The organism is Kitasatospora sp. NPDC058032 (genome assembly GCF_042885845.1).
Lineage (GTDB): Bacteria > Actinomycetota > Actinomycetes > Streptomycetales > Streptomycetaceae > Kitasatospora.
In genome coordinates this window covers 189835-206429 of record NZ_JBHVRK010000002.1, presented here as the reverse complement: position 1 = coordinate 206429, position 16595 = coordinate 189835, and the positions used below count along the sequence as shown (strand labels likewise).

12 protein-coding genes and 2 pseudogenes are annotated in these 16595 nt (G+C 73.3%); 7 read left to right on the top strand and 7 right to left on the bottom strand.

The features are described 5' to 3' along the window. Positions 1–114 precede the first annotated feature (114 nt). Both ACFVUH_RS03840 and ACFVUH_RS03835 read left to right on the top strand, forming a co-directional pair. Positions 115–879 carry an HNH endonuclease family protein gene (locus ACFVUH_RS03840; protein ID WP_355364557.1) on the top strand — a complete coding sequence of 255 codons (765 nt, stop codon included), beginning with the start codon at positions 115–117 and terminating at the stop codon, positions 877–879. A gap of 157 nt (positions 880–1036) precedes the next feature. Then, positions 1037–2683, top strand: a complete 1647-nt coding sequence (locus tag ACFVUH_RS03835) for an alpha/beta hydrolase (protein WP_387911002.1) — start codon at positions 1037–1039, stop codon at positions 2681–2683. Positions 2684–2750: 67 nt separating this feature from the next. Here the strand turns inward: ACFVUH_RS03835 and ACFVUH_RS03830 are convergent, their stop codons facing one another. Next, positions 2751–5153, bottom strand: a complete 2403-nt coding sequence (locus tag ACFVUH_RS03830) for an ArnT family glycosyltransferase (protein ID WP_387911001.1) — start codon at positions 5151–5153, stop codon at positions 2751–2753. 104 nt (positions 5154–5257) lie between these two features. After that, positions 5258–6382 (bottom strand): alpha/beta hydrolase-fold protein, encoded by a 1125-nt coding sequence (locus ACFVUH_RS03825; protein WP_355364548.1) that lies wholly within the window; start codon positions 6380–6382, stop codon positions 5258–5260. A 185-nt stretch (positions 6383–6567) separates the two neighbouring features. Here ACFVUH_RS03825 and ACFVUH_RS03820 point away from each other — a divergent pair, with 185 nt between their 5' ends. The 3 genes from ACFVUH_RS03820 (at position 6568) to ACFVUH_RS03810 (ending at position 9627) form a co-directional block, all read left to right on the top strand. Then, positions 6568–7548, top strand: a complete 981-nt coding sequence (locus ACFVUH_RS03820) for a hypothetical protein (RefSeq protein WP_387910998.1) — start codon at positions 6568–6570, stop codon at positions 7546–7548. A 102-nt stretch (positions 7549–7650) separates the two neighbouring features. Further along, positions 7651–8709, top strand: a complete 1059-nt coding sequence (locus ACFVUH_RS03815) for a DUF4037 domain-containing protein (protein WP_387910996.1) — start codon at positions 7651–7653, stop codon at positions 8707–8709. A 108-nt stretch (positions 8710–8817) separates the two neighbouring features. Continuing rightward, complete coding sequence (locus tag ACFVUH_RS03810; protein WP_355364542.1) at positions 8818–9627, top strand: hypothetical protein; 810 nt, start codon at positions 8818–8820, stop codon at positions 9625–9627. Positions 9628–9654: 27 nt separating this feature from the next. Here the strand turns inward: ACFVUH_RS03810 and ACFVUH_RS03805 are convergent, their stop codons facing one another. Continuing rightward, a complete protein-coding gene (locus tag ACFVUH_RS03805) occupies positions 9655–9897 on the bottom strand; it encodes a hypothetical protein (protein ID WP_387910994.1) in 243 nt (80 codons plus the stop codon). Positions 9898–10092: 195 nt separating this feature from the next. Here ACFVUH_RS03805 and ACFVUH_RS03800 point away from each other — a divergent pair. Both ACFVUH_RS03800 and ACFVUH_RS03795 read left to right on the top strand, forming a co-directional pair. Next, positions 10093–10713: pseudogene (locus ACFVUH_RS03800) on the top strand (serine protease); the annotation flags it as partial. A 210-nt stretch (positions 10714–10923) separates the two neighbouring features. After that, positions 10924–11646, top strand: a pseudogene (locus ACFVUH_RS03795) (putative Ig domain-containing protein); the annotation flags it as partial. Between the two features lie 565 nt (positions 11647–12211). Here ACFVUH_RS03795 and ACFVUH_RS03790 read toward each other — a convergent pair. The 4 genes from ACFVUH_RS03790 to ACFVUH_RS03775 form a co-directional block, all read right to left on the bottom strand. Next, positions 12212–13858, bottom strand: coding sequence for a hypothetical protein (locus ACFVUH_RS03790; protein ID WP_387910993.1), 1647 nt, complete (start codon positions 13856–13858; stop codon positions 12212–12214). A gap of 199 nt (positions 13859–14057) precedes the next feature. Beyond that, positions 14058–14279 (bottom strand): hypothetical protein, encoded by a 222-nt coding sequence (locus tag ACFVUH_RS03785; protein WP_387910992.1) that lies wholly within the window; start codon positions 14277–14279, stop codon positions 14058–14060. Continuing rightward, on the bottom strand, positions 14276–14530 hold the full coding sequence (locus tag ACFVUH_RS03780; RefSeq protein ID WP_387910991.1) for a hypothetical protein: 255 nt from the start codon (positions 14528–14530) through the stop codon (positions 14276–14278). Before ACFVUH_RS03780 ends, ACFVUH_RS03785 begins: the two co-directional genes overlap by 4 nt. 50 nt (positions 14531–14580) lie before the next feature. Further along, positions 14581–16503 carry a CocE/NonD family hydrolase gene (locus tag ACFVUH_RS03775; RefSeq protein ID WP_387910989.1) on the bottom strand — a complete coding sequence of 641 codons (1923 nt, stop codon included), beginning with the start codon at positions 16501–16503 and terminating at the stop codon, positions 14581–14583. Between the last annotated feature and the right edge of the window lie 92 nt (positions 16504–16595).

The following is a 16595-nucleotide window of genomic DNA, read 5'->3' as shown; positions in this document are numbered from 1 at the left end:
CCCGGTGTGAGCTTCGCCATGATCGAAATGCTCCCTGTTGTGGTGGCTTGACCGCCCGCTGGGCGGCTGGTCTGCTGGTACGCCGTCAGCAGCCCGCCCACTTGGGGAGTCCCCGTGCCCGCCCGTCGCACCACCCTGTCCGCCGCCGCCACCGTCCTCCTGATATCCGCCGTGGTGCTGAGCAGCTGCTCGGACGACAAGAAGCCGGGCGGCGGCGCGTCCACCGGGGCGGCGGGTGCCGCGAGCCGGGGCACCAGCCCGCTGGAGAACCCCGACGGCACCAAGCCCGGTCTGGCGCCGCTGACTTCGGCCGAGGACCAGAAGGCGGGCCGCGAGCTGATAGCCAAGGTCGCCACCGCCGCCGCCGGCCCCAAGGACGGCTACGACCGCAATGAGTTCGGACCGGCCTGGACCGACAACGTGGACGGCATACCGGGCGGTCACAACAACTGCGACACCCGCAACGACCTGCTGGCCCGGGACGGTTCGGCGGTCGAGCGCAAGGACGGCTCGAAGTGCACGGTCACCTCGATGACCATCTACGACCCGTACACCGGCAAGACGGTCGACTGGAACAAGCAGCAGGCCTCGAAGATCCAGATCGACCATGTGATGCCGCTGTCCTACGACTGGCAGATGGGCGCCAGCAAGTGGGAGAAGCTGAAGCGGGTGCAGATCGCCAACGACCCGCTCAACCTCATCCCGGCCGACGGCTCGCAGAACGCCTCCAAGGGCGACTCCGGCCCGGCCGCCTGGCTGCCCGCCAACCCGGAGATCCGTTGCTCGTACGCGGTGCGCTTCGCGCAGGTGTCGCTGAAGTACCAGCTGCCGGTGACGGAGGCCGACAAGAAGGCGATGCTGCAGCAGTGCGGCGGCTGACGAGCGGCTGACGAGCGGCAGGGAAACAGCCGAGGAAACGTTTCCTCGGACGGTTCGTCGCTCTTTGTCCCGAAGCGCGCGGGACGGGCGGGGCGCCGGCGGGTGGGGCACCGTCAACCATGTGATCGTCAGGTGGTATTCGTGTGCGGTGCATTCGATGATCACACGGTTCTCGCGACGCGCCCTGCCCGCCGTCGCCGCGGCCGCCCTGCTGGCCGCCTGTACCAGCTCGGGCGGTTCCACCGACGCGGCCTCCGGCACGCCGTCCGCCGCCGCGACCACCACGCCGTCGCCCACGGACCCGGCGACCGCCACCCCGACGCCCACCCCCACCGCCACGCCCACGCCGACCGTCAAGCCCACCGGCCAGGCGGACCCGGCCCTCCAGGCCTTCTACGGTCAGCAGCTCACCTGGGCGGCCTGCAAGGACGACCCGAAGACCACGAAGATCGACGAGTCGGCGGTGCAGTGCGCCACCCTCAAGGTCCCGCTGGACTACGCCGACCCGGCCGGCGGGGGCCTCGACGTCGGCGTCGCCCGGATCGGCAGCGCCAAGCCCGGCGAGCGGACCGGCTCCCTGCTGGTCAACCCGGGCGGGCCCGGCGTGAGCGGCGTCACCATGGTCCAGCGCGGCCAGAAGGACTACGACGGCCCGCTGCGCGACCACTACGACATCGTCGGCTTCGACCCGCGAGGGGTCGGCCTCAGCTCGCCGGTCAACTGCCTGGACGACAAGGCCCGTGACACCTGGCTCACCACCGACGACCTCGGCCCCGAGCACGGCAAGGTGCTCGCGGACGCCTGCCAGGCCAAGTACGGCAAGCTGCTGGAGCACATCGGCACCCGCGACACCGTCCGCGACATGGACGTGCTGCGGGCCGCGCTCGGCGACCAGAAGCTCAGCTACTTCGGGCTGTCCTACGGCACCTACATCGGCAGCGTCTACGCCGAGGAGTTCCCGGACCGCGTCGGTCGGCTCGTCCTGGACGGCGCGGTCGACCCGGCCAAGTCGCTGGTCGAGAACAACATCGAGCAGTACGGGGGCTTCGAGCGCTCGCTGCGCGCCTTCGCCGCCGACTGCGCCAAGCAGAAGCAGTGTCCGCTCGGCAAGGACCCGGACAAGGCGCCCGAGAAGCTCGCCGACTTCCTCGACGGGCTCAAGCAGAAGCCGCTCACCACCAAGGACGGGCGCGTCCTCACCTCCGCCGCGGCGTGGACCGGCGTGATCGAGGGCCTCTACGGCGACGAGCGCGGCTGGGAGGAGCTGCGGAACGTGCTGGCGCAGGCCATGGTCAACGGCAAGGGCGACTACCTGTTCATGTACGCGGACAGCTACAACAAGCGCGACAAGGACGGCCACTACCCCGCTTCGGGCGACGCCTACACCGCCGTCTACTGCGCCGACGGCGCGACCGGCGTCCCGACCGGTGACGCGCTGCAGGCCGCGTACGCCGAGATGGCGTCCAAGGCCCCGCTGATCAGCCGACGCGAGCCGGGAGCCGCGCTGTTCGACCCCGACTGCCGCAGCTGGCCGTTCCGCTCGCCCGAGAAGGCGCACCCGATCACCTCGAAGGCCGCGACGCCGATCCTGGTGGTCGGCTCGACCGGTGACGCGGCCACCCCGTACGCCAACGCCGAGAAGCTCGCCGCCGAGCTCGGCAACGCCGTGCTGCTCACCCGCGAGGGCGAGGGGCACACCGGCTACGGGCACAGCGAGTGCATCCGCACGGCCGTGAACGCCTTCCTCGTCGACGGCACGGTGCCGGCGGCCGGGACGCGCTGCGCGACCGACACCGCGAAGTGATTCCTCGGCACAGCACAACGGCGGGGCACGGCACGGTCGTTCACCGTGCCGCGCCCCGCCGTCAGGGTCAGGACACGGGGGACCGGGTCAGGTCGTAGAAGGTCGAGCCGCCGACGGTGCGGGCGGTGTAGTGGCTCGCCACCCACTCCTCGATCTGCGAGGTCTGCGACCTGGCCGACTCGCGGTCCCGGCCGCCGCCGGCGGCACCGTTCGTGCCGGGGGCCTCGGTGAGGGCGCCGCGCGGGTCGCCGCCGGCGACGAACCAGTGCACCTTGCCCTCCTGCACGTACTTCTGGAAGGCCTCCAGGCTCAGCGAGGGGTCGCTGCTGTTGAAGCCGCCGAGGGCCATCACCGGGACACCGGAGGCGAGTTGGTAGCTGGCGGCGTTCTGCGAGCCGCTGGTGGCGGCGGCCCAGCGGTAGCCGTCGGCGCCCTCCTTGAGCAGGTCGGCCGCCTCCGTGCTCACCTTGGTGCCGTTCAGCAGCCCGCCCATGCCGCCCATGCCGCCCGGGACGCCGCCGCGGGTGCGGTTGCCGTCCTGGCCGCCGTTCTGCTGCGGGAAGCCCGGGATGCCGCCCTGGCCGCCGCCGGGGACACCACCCTGCTGCTGCGGGGCGCCGGGGAAGCCGGGGAAGCCGCCCGTGCCGCCCGTGCCGCCCGCGACGCGTCGGCCGCCGCCCGGTCCGAAGCCGCCCTCCACGGCCGGCCCGGCCAGCACGATCGAGCCCTGGTGCGGGGTGTTGACCGTCTCCACCGCGTACGCCGCCGGTCCGCCCAGCGCCGCCGCCGCGCCCAGCAGGCCCGCCACCGCGGTCAGCCGCCCGGCGAGCCGCGAGGACCCGGCCGCGGCCCCATCCGCCCGGCGCGCGAGCCGCGACGCCAGCGGCCCGGCGACCAGCAGCGCCACGGCCGCGAGCAGCCCGCCGGCCAGGACCGTCGGCCGCAGCCACGGCACGAAGTCCTTGCTGCGCCCGAGCAGCACGTACGCCCACACCGCCGTCACCGCGAGCGTGCCGGCCAGCACCGCCGCGTACGGCAGTCGGTGCCGGGCCCGCCACAGCCCGTCGACGCCGATGCCGACCAGCGCCGCGACCGCCGGGGCCAGCGCCACCGTGTAGTACTGGTGGAAGATCCCGGACATGAAGCTGAAGGTCAGCGCGGTGCAGAGGAGCCAGCCGCCCCACACCAGGAACGCGGTGCGCGCGGTGTCCGTCCGGGCGCGGCGGCGGGTCGCCCACAGACCGAACACCAGCAGGATCAGCGCGGCGGGCAGCAGCCAGGCGATCTGCCCGCCGATGTCGCCGTCGAACAGCCGGGTGATGCCGGTCGTGCCCCAGCCGCCCCCGCCGCGCATCCCGCCGGGCGGACCCCCGGCCGTCGCGCCGCCGGGCCCGGCGCCGAAGGCCGCCTCGAACCCGCCCGCCATCCGGTTGCGGCCGCCGCCGACGCTGCCGGTCTCGTTGCCGTTGAGCCGGCCGAAGCCGTTGTAGCCGAAGGTGAGCGAGAGGAAGCTGTTGTCCTGCGAGCCGCCGATGTAAGGCCGCGCCGAGGCCGGGACCAGCTCGACCACCGCGACCCACCAGCCGCCGGCGAGCACCATCGCCAGCCCGCCGGCCAGCAGCTGGCGCACCCGGCGCCACAGCCCGGTCGGCGCCACCACCAGGTAGACCAGCGCGAACGCGGGCAGGACCAGGAACGCCTGCAGGGTCTTGGTGAGGAAGGCGAGCCCGAGCATCACCCCGGTGAACACCAGCCACCGGGTGCCGGCCGCCTCGACGGCCCGCAGCAGCCCGTACGCGGCCAGCGTGAGCAGCAGCACCAGCAGCGCGTCCGGGTTGTTGAAGCGGAACATCAGCGCCGCCACCGGCGTCAGCGCGAACGCCACGCCGGTCAGCAGCCCGGCGAGCGGCGAGAAGCGCCGGCGCACCGCCGCGTACAGCACGGCCACCGTGGCCACCGCCATCAGCGCCTGCGGGGCCAGCACCGACCAGGACGAGAGCCCGAAGACCCGGGCCGCGAGCGCCATCGGCCAGAGCGCGAGCGGCGGCTTGTCGACGGTGATGAAGTTCCCGGCGTCCGAGGAGCCGTAGAAGAAGGCCTTCCAGCTCTGGCTGCCCGCCTGGGCGGCGGCCGAGTAGAAGGAGTTGGCCCAGCCGGAGGCGGACAGGCCCCAGAGGTAGAGGACGGCGGTGGCCGCCAGCAGCGCCAGCAGCGCGGGCCGCACCCAGCGCGGGTCGTCGGCCCGCCCTCGCCAGGTCCGGCCCGGCAGGGTCCGCAGCCGCTCCGCCCAGGAGGCCGGCCCCTTGGGACCGGTGGGCGGCGGCGGGAGCTCCGGGAACAGCGGCGGCCCGGCGGGCCGCCCGGGCGCCGACCCCTCCGGCGCGGGGGCGGGCGGCAGCACCGGGGGCGGGTGGTCCCCGGCCTCCGGCCAGGGCTCGCCGGCCGGTGGGGTGAGGCTGGTCGTGGTCATGGGCGCTACGTTCGGGCGCCCGGCTGAGAGAACCGTGAGACACGGGTATGAGCGGCCTGTGATCCTCGCGGCGGCGTGCGTTGTTCACACGGCCGGCGCAACCGTCATGCCGCCTGCGGCATCGTCAGGTGCTTGCCGAGCCACTCCAGGGCGGGCGGGATCTCCCGGGTCCAGGTGTGGAAGTTGTGGCCGCCGGTGTCGAGGGTGATGGTGGAGAGCTTGGTCGGCGCCTTGAAGGAGTTGACCATGGCCTGGGTGCCCTCGTAGTTGTTCTCGTCGTAGCTGGTGGCGAGCAGCAGCGAGACCGGCTCGGCGGGCTTGTTCTTCAGCCGCCAGACCAGGTCGTTCTCCTGCTTCAGCTGGGCGTTGCCCGCGAACAGATCGCCGGTGGTCTCGTCGATCGGCGCGGTGTAGTAGCCGGAGAGCGAGATCGCGGAGCGGTAGGCGTCCGGCTTGCGCAGCGCGAACTTGAGGGCGCAGTAGCCGCCGGTCGAGTTGCCGATCACCGCGCGGTTGGCCGGGTCGGTGCCGATCCGGTAGTTGGCGGACAGCGCCGTCGGCAGGTCGCTGGTGAAGAAGGTCTCCACCTGGGGCCCGCCGGGGATGTCCATGCACTCGGTGTCGCGGTTGCCGGACAGCGTCGGACGCATCAGCACCAGGACGGTCGGCGGCAGCTTGTTCTGCTCGATCGCGGTCAGCGTGGACGCCGGGTACTGCATCAGCGTGATCAGCTTCTCCGCCGAGCCCGGGTAGCCGGCCAGCACCAGCGCCATCGGGAACTTGCGCTGCGCGTACTCCGGCTGGAAGTACTGCGGCGGAAGATAGACGAAGGCGTCGCTGTTCAGCCCGCTCGCCCTGCCCCGGACCGACACCTCCTGGATCAGCCCGGAGCGGTCGCGGGCCGAGCCCTGCGCCGAGTACATGTTCTTCTCGCCGGTGACGGCCAGCGCGGCGGCCGCGTTCGGCTGGTGGTCGACCACCTCGCCGGGCTTGCCGTTGGTGCCGAGCAGGTCGCTCCAGGAGCTGTAGAAGCCGAAGTAGCCGTTGGCGATCAGCCCCATGGCGACGAGCACCGCGAGCTGGGTGGCGAGGAACGCGCCGAGCCGGCCGCTCCAGGCCTTCCAGCCGCCGCCGCCGAATCTCGGCCAGAGCCACATCGTGGCGGCGAACACGCCGATCGCGATGACGGAGGCGATGATCTGGAGGGGGAGACCCGTGAGGCTGAGCACGGACCGATCGTAGTTGACGTCGGAGACCGCTCCGTGCGCTCCGTCGTACGCCCCCGCTACGCTTCGGTGCGCTGTAAATGCGCCCTGTTGACCGCGTCTTGTCGGATCGCAATCATGTCCGCGGGGACAGCAGACAGCACGGAGTGTGCATGGATCAGTACCGAGATTTCAATCGGGGGAGCGGCATGAAGTCCTTCACCAAGGCCGGCGTCGCGGTGGGCACCGCCCTGCTGCTGGCGGCCTGTTCGAGCGGTGGCTCGGGCGGCGGATCCGCCAGCGGTTCGGGCAGCGAACCGGCGTCGTCCGGCCCGTCCGACGGCTTCAACACCGCCCTGCCGGCCCCGACCCGCACCGCGACACCCACCCCGACTCCGACCCCGACGCCGTACGGGCCCGTCCTGGCCGGCTACATCGACCCGGTCGGCGTCGCGCTCGGCAAGATCAACCCGTCGGCCAACCTGAACAACTTCATGATCGGCCTGCAGGAGGCGGCCGGCGCGGCCAACTCCGCGAGCAGCGGACTCGGCCTGAGCGACACCCCGGCCACCGTCGGCACCACCAAGCGCCAGCTGGTGAACGCGCTGTCGCAGCTCGCCACCGACCTGACCAAGATCCGTACCGGCGTCAAGTCCAAGACCTACTGCACCACCGGCTCCGCCTACGCCCAGGTCGGCCTCTCCGAGGGGCTGAAGGCGATACCGGCCGCCCTCGCCGAGATGACGGCCGCCGGGTACACCACCAACTTCACCGTTCCGCAGACGCCGCAGCCGCAGACCCGCTCGCTGGACAACGGCACCTTCGTCACCAAGGGCCGGCTGCGGGGCGGCGGCGAGTTCCACGTCGACAACACCGCCGGCACCGTCGACTCCGTGGTGTCGCTCTACAAGGGCGGCAAGACGGTCCACTCGCTGTACGTCGGCAAGGGCAAGGAAGCGGCGATCGAGGGCGTCGAGGACGGCGACTACGACGTCTTCTTCTCCGAGGGCGTCGACTGGGACTCCTCGCTGAAGATGTTCACCCAGAGCTGCAGCTACACGAAGTTCGACGACTCGCTGTCCTACACCAGCGGCCGGAACTACGTCTCCTGGACGATCACGCTGACCGCCAAGGTCGGCGGCAACGCCAAGACCAGCGACGTGGACGAGGAGAGCTTCCCGCAGCAGTAGGCGCCACCGCGTTCAGTGGACGGGGGCACCGCCGGCCGGACGGTCCGGCGGTGCCCCCGAATCCGTTGGACGGCGCCCCGCCCCACCCGCGAAGCTGACCGGGTGACCAGCGCGCCCTTCGTCCCCGGCCTCGAACTCTCCCGCCTCCTCCACGAGGAGGCCGTCCGCCCGATCCTCGCCGCCGCCCACCCCGGCCTGCGGTACGCCGCCGCCCGGCTCGGCGCAGGCTCGGAAGTCCTCGGCCTCGACACCCCGCGCTCCACCGACCACGACTGGGGCCCGCGCCTCGACCTCTTCCTCCCCACCGAGGACGCCGCCCGCCTGCGCCCCGACCTCACCCGCCTGTTCGCCGAGCGGCTCCCCAGAACGCTGCGCGGCCGGCCCACCCGCTACCGCACGGGTGACGACCCGAACGGCCCCGTCGACCACCGCGTCGTCGTCCACGACCTCACCGCCTGGCTCACCGACCGCCTCGGCCCGCCGGGCGACCTCGGCGTCGCGGACTGGCTCGCCTTCCCGCAGCAGCGGCTCGCCGAGGTCACCGGCGGTGCCGTCTTCCACGACGGCACCGGCGAACTCAGCGCCGTACGAAGCGCCCTGGCCTGGTACCCGGACCAGGTCTGGCGCTACCTGCTCGCCTGCCAGTGGCAGCGGATCGCCCAGGAGGAGGCGTTCACCGGCCGCTGCGCCGAGGTCGGCGACGAGCTCGGCTCCGCCGTGACCGCCGGCCGACTGGTCCGCGACCTGATGCGGCTCTGCCTGCTCCTGGAACGCCGCTACGCCCCCTACGGCAAGTGGCTGGGCTCGGCGTTCGCCCGCCTCGCGGTCGCGCCCCGGCTGACCCCGTCGCTGCGCGGCGCCCTGGCCGCCGACACGTACCCCGAACGCGAGCGCCACCTCTGCGCCGCCTACGAGACGGCCGCCGCCCTGCACAACGCCACCGGCCTCACCCCGCCCGTCGACCCGGCGACCCGGCCGTACCACTCCCGCCCCTACCGCGTCCTGCGCGCCGACCGCTTCGTCCGCGCCCTCACCGCCACCCTGACGGACCCGGCCCTGCAAGCCCGGCCGCTCATCGGCGGGGCCGACCAGTGGGTCGACAACACGGACGCGCTGACCCGCCCGTCGATGCTGCGGCGGGCGGTGGAGGCCGTCGGTTAGGCTCTCCGATCGGCCAAATCGCCTCCGGGGGACGGACTTCGGCGACGGACCGGACTGTCGGGCGCCTCTTGCGGGGCAACTGTCGGTGCCGCGTGCCAGACTCCCGGCATGGCTCCTGAACCGCTCGCCACCCTCACCTTCGCCGCCTGGCGCCGCCTCGACCGCACCGCCGCCAGTCGTCTCGCCACCCAGATCGCGGGCAGCGTCGGCGGCCGGCTCGACCGGGTCGAGGAGGTCGAGCACCTGGGCGCGCCGCTGCACCGGGTGCTGGTCGAGCGCGGTGGGCGGATGTTCGCGCTGATACCGGGTGGGCGGGTCACCGTGGGCTTCGACACGGCGAGTTGGCGGCCGTCCCCCGAACTCCTGGCCTGCTACCGGGAGGAGAGCGTCAGCCAGGGCTTCGGTGACGGGGACCTGCACGCCCACCTCGCCCGGGTCCTCAGTCCGCGCCGGACCGTCACCGTGCCGACGCTGCTGATGGCCGTGGAGGGCGAACCGCTGGAGGAGGAGCCCGCCGACCTGCCGGCCGTCCTCGCCCACGAGGGCCTGCGCCTGCCCACCCCCGACGAGTGGGAGCACGGCTGCGGGGCCGGAGCGCACACCCTGTTCCGCTGGGGCGACGAGTGCCCGCTCGACCGCATCCCGTACGGCCCCGAGCCCGGCCCGCACACCGGCCCCAACGCCTTCGGCCTGCGCATCGCCCACGACACCTACCACTCGGAGATCACCAGCGACCCCGGCACCATCTACGGCGGCGACGGCGGCGAGTCCGTCTGCGGCGGCTACGGCACCGTCCTCGCCTGGCTGCCGCTCGCCACCGCCAACCGGCACCCGGACCTCGCCGCCATGGTCTTCGACGAGGACGGCGACTACTGCACCGAAGACCTCTCCGCCCGCCCCGTCCTCGCCCTTCGCTGACGCCTCGGCCGTTGCTCCTCCTGGCCGTTACTCCTCCTCGGCCCACTCCGGGATGCTCCACCGCAGCACCGTCCCGCCGTCCGCACCACGGTCCAGGGTGACGGGGTACACCCGCCCCCGGTCCCGCTCACCGTGGTGCCGGACGGCGTGGTCGCCCTGGCACCACCCGAAGCCGAGCACCGGGCAGCCGCCGACCTCGATCTCGCCGACGGCCGGCGCACTCGAAGCGGTGGTACGCCTCCTCCTGGTCCCGCCCCCAGTAGCTGACATCGGCGAGCCCGTCGGCCGGCTCCTCCTCCAACCCGAGCGGCTCCGGCAGCCGTACCGGTGATCCGGCGCCTCCGGGCGGATTTCTCCGCCTGACTTCTGCTCACACCGTTGACCAATTGATGTGGTCATGGCACTTTCGTGCGGCGCGGGCGTCCGCAACCGGTCGTACGCCCCGCATCCCCCACAAGGAGAGCCATGTTCAAGAGACTTGCCGCCGCGTCCGCCGCGAGCGTCGTCATCGCGGGGGTCCTGACCTCCGTGGCGGTCGCGCCCGCGCAGGCGGTGCAGGCCGGTGACCTGACGTCCACCATCGCGCTGAGCAACTGCTCGGCCTCGCTGGTGCGTTACCCCTCCTCGGTCGACGCCGACCGGGCCCTCATGCTCACCAACGGGCACTGCCTGCCGACCATGCCGTCCGCCGGCCAGGTCATCCAGAACCAGTCCGCCAGCCGCAGCGGCACCCTGCTCAACGCTTCCGGCGGTTCCCTCGGCACCGTGACGGCCGACAAGATCCTCTACGCCACGATGACCGGCACGGACGTCGCGCTGTACCAACTCACCGACACCTTCGGGTCGATCACCTCCAAGTTCGGTGCGACGGCGCTGACCATCAGCGACACCCACCCGGTCGACGGCTCGGCGATGTTCATACCCTCCTCGTACTGGAAGCAGACCTGGAACTGCTCCGTCAACGGCTTCGTCGGCACACTGCGCGAGGACGCCTGGACCTGGCACGACTCCCTCCGTTACAGCTCCGGCTGCAACACCACGCACGGCACCTCGGGTTCGCCGATCGTCGACGCCGCGACGAAGAAGGTCGTCGGCATCAACAACACCGGCAACGACGACGGCCAGATGTGCACGCTCAACAACCCCTGCGAGGTGGCGGCCGACGGAACCACCGCGGCCTACCAGGGGCAGAGCTACGGCCAGGAGACCTACTGGTTCACCACCTGCCTGGGCAACGGCCGCGTCATCGACCTCAACGTCAGCGGCTGCCTGCTGACGAAGCCCGCGGGCAGCGGCTCCGTCTCGGTCGTGAACCCGGGCAACCAGTCGACGGCGGTGGGCGGTTCGGCGAACCTCCAGATCCAGGCGAGCGGCGGTTCGACGCCGTACACCTACACCGCCACCGGGCTGCCGGTCGGCCTGTCGATCAACGCCTCCACCGGCGTGATCAGCGGCACCGCGACCACGGCCGGCACCTACAACGTCACCGTGACGGCGAAGGACTCGGCCGCCAGGACGGGCAGCGCGAGCTTCACCTGGACCGTCACCGGCGGTGGCGGCGGCACCTGCACCCCGGCGCAGCTGCTCGGCAACGCGGGCTTCGAGACGGGCACGGCCGCGCCGTGGACGACCTCCAGCGGCGTGGTCGACAACTCGTCCTCGCAGGCGCCGCACGGCGGTTCGTGGAAGGCGTGGCTGAACGGCTACGGCTCGACGCACACCGACACGCTGTCCCAGACGGTGACCATCCCGGCGGGCTGCTCGGCGACGCTGAGCTTCTACCTGCACATCGACACCGGTGAGTCCGGCACGACGGCGTACGACAAGCTGGCCGTCCAGGTGAACGGCACCACGCTGAAGACCTACTCGAACGCCGACGCCGCCAGCGGCTACCAGCTGCGGACCTTCGACCTGTCGGCCTACGCGGGCCAGACGGTGACCCTCAAGTTCACCGGCACCGAGGACGTCTCGCTGCAGACCAGCTTCGTGATCGACGACACCTCGATCACCACAAGCTGACCTGTCGGTTGACCCCTCCCGCCTGCCGCCCGGCCCCGCGCCGGGTGGCAGGCGTGTCGTGTGGGCGCTTGCCCGGCGTAGGAAGTCGGACAGGCCGACTTCCTACGCCGCGCAAGCTGCCCGACGCCTCCGGCGGAACCTGGGTAGGCTGCTCTCACGCCGGCCAGGAAGCGTCCCGAAAGCCCGACATGCCCGTTTCCCGACAAGTTGCAGAATCCCGCCCCATCCCCGCATAGACCCGCAGCTTACGAACTCCGCTCCCCGCGCACGCGGGGATGGTCCCAAGGAGCGGAGGGTGCCCCTTTCTGAGGGGCTCCGCTCCCCGCGCACGCGGGGATGGTCCCTGGCGCAGCTGCTGGTAGGTAGTCGGCCGTGGTTGGCGGTCGATCGGGATGGGTGCCGGTGTGACGTGGCGGTTCCTGCTGTGAGCGCGTTCCGCTGTGCCTGGGTTGCCTGAAGCCAGGATGGTCGGCTTTGGAGGACTGGGGAACCAGGGATGGCCGGATCCCGCTGATCTGCGGCGTCCGGCCACCGCAGGCGCCATCCGTTGCGGCGGGCCGCCGGACTACTGCGGAGGGGGAAGTTCGCCGAGGAGGATGCGCCCGTCCACCGTTCCGAGCACGAGTTGCCCGGGCGCGGTCGCGGCGAGGGAGAGGGCCACCGTCGGGACACCGCCCACCGAGAGCTGGGCGCGCCGGCGGACGGTGCCGTCGGCCGCGTCGAGGGCGACGATCTCGCCCGAGAGGAGGGCGGCGAACACGGTGTCGCCGTCGGAGTCGAGCGCCGTGACCGGGTGGTCCACGGGGAACACCCACCGCGGCGCGCCGTCCGGGAAGCGGCGGCAGGCGACGAAGGCGGGGTCGGCCTTCGGCCCGCGGTCGACGTGGATCTCGCCGGCGTGGACCAGGGCGCCGCCCGTTCCGTCGCTCCCCGCGAGGCGGACGGCCGGGCCGCCGGTGAGACGACGGGAGCGCTTGCCGTCCCAGTCGAGCGGGAACAGCCGGCGGGTCTCGGGCCTGCGGCCCTCGCGCTTCGCGGGGTCGACGGCGACGACCCACTGGTCCTTCCAGTACTCCTTCTTCCCGCCCTGGAGGAACAGCAGTTCGGGGCTGCGCCGTACCCCGAAGTACATGTTGAGGGAGTCGTAGCAGCCGAGCGCCGGCCCGGCGGACCGCGTGCCGTCGGGGGCGAGCAGGGTCATCCGGGTGTTCTGCCGTTCGAGGCGGGTGTCACGGAGGGCGAGCCGGCCGTCGAGACCGGCGGCGAGGGCGGCGGGGAAACCGGCGTCGACGGTGTCGAGGGTGCTGCCGTCGGCGAGCGAAACCCGTTCGACGAGGCCGGGGACCTCCTCCCACCCGACGCCGTGTGCCCAGCGGCTCGGGCGGGCCACATTGACCCAGGCGGACGTCCGGTCGGGGGAGATGTGCAGTTCACGCGCGCCGTCCGGGTCCGGCACCGACCACTGCGACTCACCGGACGGCGACCAGCTCTCCAGCTTCGTCCCCTCCAGCGCGGCCAGCACTCGCCCGTCGTCCAGCGCCTCCACTGCCCACACCTGGCGCCGCGGCGACCACGTCGCGCCGTGCGCGTCGGCGAGCGCGGCGAGCGTCTCGCGGGCGGCCTGCTTGGCACCCTCGGGGCGACGCGACGCCCTGACGCGTGGGCCGGTGAGGTCCTTGTAGGAGATGCTGCGGGGGGCGACCCGGCGCCAGTCGTCGCGTTCGAGGACGGGGGCGAAGCCGTGGGTCTCGGGGGCGTCGTCCGCGTCGTCGTCGGGCGGGGCCACGACCAGCTCCAGCGCGCGGCCGTCCTCGCGCCAGCGCACTCGGCGGACTTCCCAGTGGCCTTCCAGCACGGAGGTGGTGGTGCCGTCCTCCAGGTCGACGATCAGGAGTTCGCCCTCGTACAGGTAGCCGCCGTCGTACGCGCCGGTGCCGACGGCGAGCAGGGGGAGGTGGGGGTGGAGGGCGAGGTCGAGCACGGGCCACCGGGTTCGGACGAGCTGCCGGCAGCGGAGGTCGTCGAGCCCGTAGACACCGACGCGGTAGCCGTACCAGGAGTTGAGCGCACGGCCGCCCCACTGCAGGTCGCCGACGCTTCCGCCGACGGCGATCAGCCCGCGCGCGTCGTCGCGGGCGAGGGCACTGGGCTTCCCGGCCTCGGCGAACGGCCCACCGCCGAGGATCCGGTGGATGTGCAGGGGCTCGTGCATGGGGGCGCTCCTCCGGGCAGATCGTCGGAAGATCCTCGCACGTCATCGGCTGGGAGCAGTCGCAGTATGCCGAACGGGGGCACCATGGCCGGTGCCCGCGTAGGTGATCCAGGCCATCCGGTCCAGACTGCCGACCAGATACCGGATCCGCCCGCCGCCTCGACCGGCGGCGGCGCCGCGCGGTCGCCGCGCTTCGGGCTCACTCGGGTACTCCGGGCCGGGGTGCGGGCCCGAGGTCGCCGTCGGGCTCGCGGGTCAGGAGGGCGTACAGGGCCGGGTCCGCGTGCACTTCGGCCGTGTGCCGCCACTGAGTGAGGAGCAGGGCGATCGGGGCGAGGTTGTCGAGGGCGACCGGGCCACGGGCGACGTCCACCAGTTCGCCGATGAGCTCGGCCACGTCCTCGTCGGGCAGGAACGTCACCCACGGCAGCGCTTCGGGCAGTGCGGCACGGAGAGCGGCGACGTTCCCGGTCGTACCAGTCCGCCGAGCAGACGGGACGTGAAGTCGATGACGGTGGTGTCCTGTTCCAACTGGTCGACACGCATCAGCGCGAGATCGCCGGCGCCACGGCGGCGGAGTCTCAGCGCACGCACGGCGTCGAGTCGGCCGGTGGTGGCAGCGGGCCGGTGGAGCAGCTCGCTGAAGGGGATCTCCTCGTAGGCCGCAGTCATGACATCCACAGCAGCTTGGATGTCGGTTCGCTGCGGGCGATCAGGCCGCCTCAGCGGGGGATGCGGTGGTGCCACTCCTTGGTGAAGACGACGTTGCCGGCCTCCTCGGCGCGGAGCTGGGTGCGGGCGAGGAGGTGGGTGGGGTCGCAGCGGAGTTCGGTGCGGGTGTGGACGGTGACGTCCCAGCCGAGGGCGGGGCGTTCCAGGCGCACGGTGCGGTCGGTGCGGGCCAGGGCGCTGAGCGGGGTGGCGGTGAGGACGCGGTAGGCGGTGACGGTCTGTTCGGCGCGGACCAGGCCGTCGGGGTGGGTGCGGGTGCCGTCGGTGGCCGGGGAGAGTTCGGTGCGCCATTCGCGGCGGCCGATGTCGTGGACGGTGACGCGCTCGGGGCGGGCCGTGAGCGGTTCGGTGAGGTGGAGCGGGGGCGGCAGGGGGAGGGTGGGGGAGCGGAAGGTGAGGTCGTCGGCGTGCCGGGCGGGGTGGTGGACGGGGACGGTGAGGGTGGAGCGGGAGGGGTCGAGCGCGAAGCCGGCCGGTTCGGGGCCGGGCCAGATCCACGGCCAGTAGGTGGAGGAGAGGGCGAGCCGCAGCCGGTGTCCGGTCGGAACGGTGGCGCCGGTCGGGGCGAGCTCCACGACGGCGGCGTCGGCGGCCACGGAGTCGTCGTGGCCGTCGGCCGGGCCGGCGAGGGCGCGGACGCCGCGGGTGAGCAGGGTCGAGGTGCCGTCGGGGGCGACGGCGCACAGACGGGCGGCGATCAGCGCGGGGCCGGCGGCCGGACGGAGGTGCAGGGCCAGCGACGGGGCGCCGAGCAGGTCCAGTGGCTCGGGCAGCGGGCGGGAGTCGAAGCAGACCGAGCGGCCGTCCTCCTCGCGCTGGTCGGGCGGCTGGTCGGCGGGGCGGCCGAGCGGGACGTGGGCGCCGGCGTCGAGGCCGGTGTGCTGCGGCGAGTGGACGTGCACCCAGCGGTCCTCGGAGGCGGTGCCGGCGGTGCGCAGCGGGCCGTCCAGGCCGTAGTGGACCTCGCGGAGCCCGGGCGGGGGCCAGGGGTCGTCGCCGGACCAGTGGCCGGCGCGCCAGCTGCGCAGGGTGGGGGCGGCGAGGGCGCCGGCGTCGATGTCGCGCAGCCAGTGGTCGTACCAGCGCAGTGCCTCGGGGAGGAGTTCGTCGGGCAGGCCGTGCGGCCAGGGGCCGAGGACGGCGCGCACCGCGGGGCCGGCGCCGGCCCCGCCGCCGGCAGCGGCGAGGGCGAGGACGGTGGCGGCGGACGGGTCGGACCAGCCGGCGACGGCCAGGGTGGGGACGGCGGCGGCCGGTACGTCGGGGGACGGGGCGGCGAGCCAGTCGGCCAGCGGTGGTTCGAGGGCGTCGAGCCGGGCCAGCCACATCGCCCGCCAGTCGTCGCCGACGTACTGCGGGTCCGGTGGGCGGGCCGCGTCGGCGAGCCGGTCGGTGGCGCGGGCGTGGCCGTCGGCGGCGAGGACGGCGCCGCCGAGGCGGTGCGCGCCGTCGGGGCAGACGACGACCGCGGCGTGCACGGCGCCGGGGGCGAGCGCGGCCAGACGCAGGGCGGTGTCCCCGGCGGCGCCGGTGCCGAGCAGGCCGACCCGGCCGCTGCACCAGGGCCGGGCGGCGAGCCAGCGGACGACCTCGGCGCCGTCGGCGGCCGAACCGTCCGCGGCGGCCCGGCCGTCCGTGGTGGCCGGATCGTCGGCGACCGGGGCGACGCCGCCGGAGTTGCCGTGGCCCCGGGCGTCGACCCGGACGGCGGCGTGGCCGTGGCCGGCGATCCAGGGGAGGCGGCGGGCGTCGTCGGTGGCGGTCCAGTCGGTGAGACGGCCGGTGGAGTACTCCAGTACGACGGGGACGGGCTCGTCGGTCACCGGGCGCCAGAGGCGGGCGAACAGTTCGGTGCCGTCGGGGAGGGGGACTCGCAGGTCCTCGCGGGTGGTGCGGTAGGGGTACGAGGGCATGGCCGCTCCATCGGGTCCCGGTCGGTGCGCACGGCCGTGGCTCACGGCAGGCCGGTGCGGATCATTCCGACAGTAGGGGAGGAAGCGGGCGC

Coding starts and splice junctions, on each gene's coding strand:
- ACFVUH_RS03835 (WP_387911002.1), top strand. CDS start 1,037: ATGATCACACGGTTCTCGCGACGCGCCCTGCCCGCCGTCGCCGCGGCC.
- ACFVUH_RS03830 (WP_387911001.1), bottom strand. CDS start 5,153: ATGACCACGACCAGCCTCACCCCACCGGCCGGCGAGCCCTGGCCGGAG.
- ACFVUH_RS03820 (WP_387910998.1), top strand. CDS start 6,568: ATGAAGTCCTTCACCAAGGCCGGCGTCGCGGTGGGCACCGCCCTGCTG.
- ACFVUH_RS03810 (WP_355364542.1), top strand. CDS start 8,818: ATGGCTCCTGAACCGCTCGCCACCCTCACCTTCGCCGCCTGGCGCCGC.
- ACFVUH_RS03805 (WP_387910994.1), bottom strand. CDS start 9,897: ATGTCAGCTACTGGGGGCGGGACCAGGAGGAGGCGTACCACCGCTTCG.
- ACFVUH_RS03790 (WP_387910993.1), bottom strand. CDS start 13,858: ATGCACGAGCCCCTGCACATCCACCGGATCCTCGGCGGTGGGCCGTTC.
- ACFVUH_RS03780 (WP_387910991.1), bottom strand. CDS start 14,530: ATGACTGCGGCCTACGAGGAGATCCCCTTCAGCGAGCTGCTCCACCGG.
- ACFVUH_RS03775 (WP_387910989.1), bottom strand. CDS start 16,503: ATGCCCTCGTACCCCTACCGCACCACCCGCGAGGACCTGCGAGTCCCC.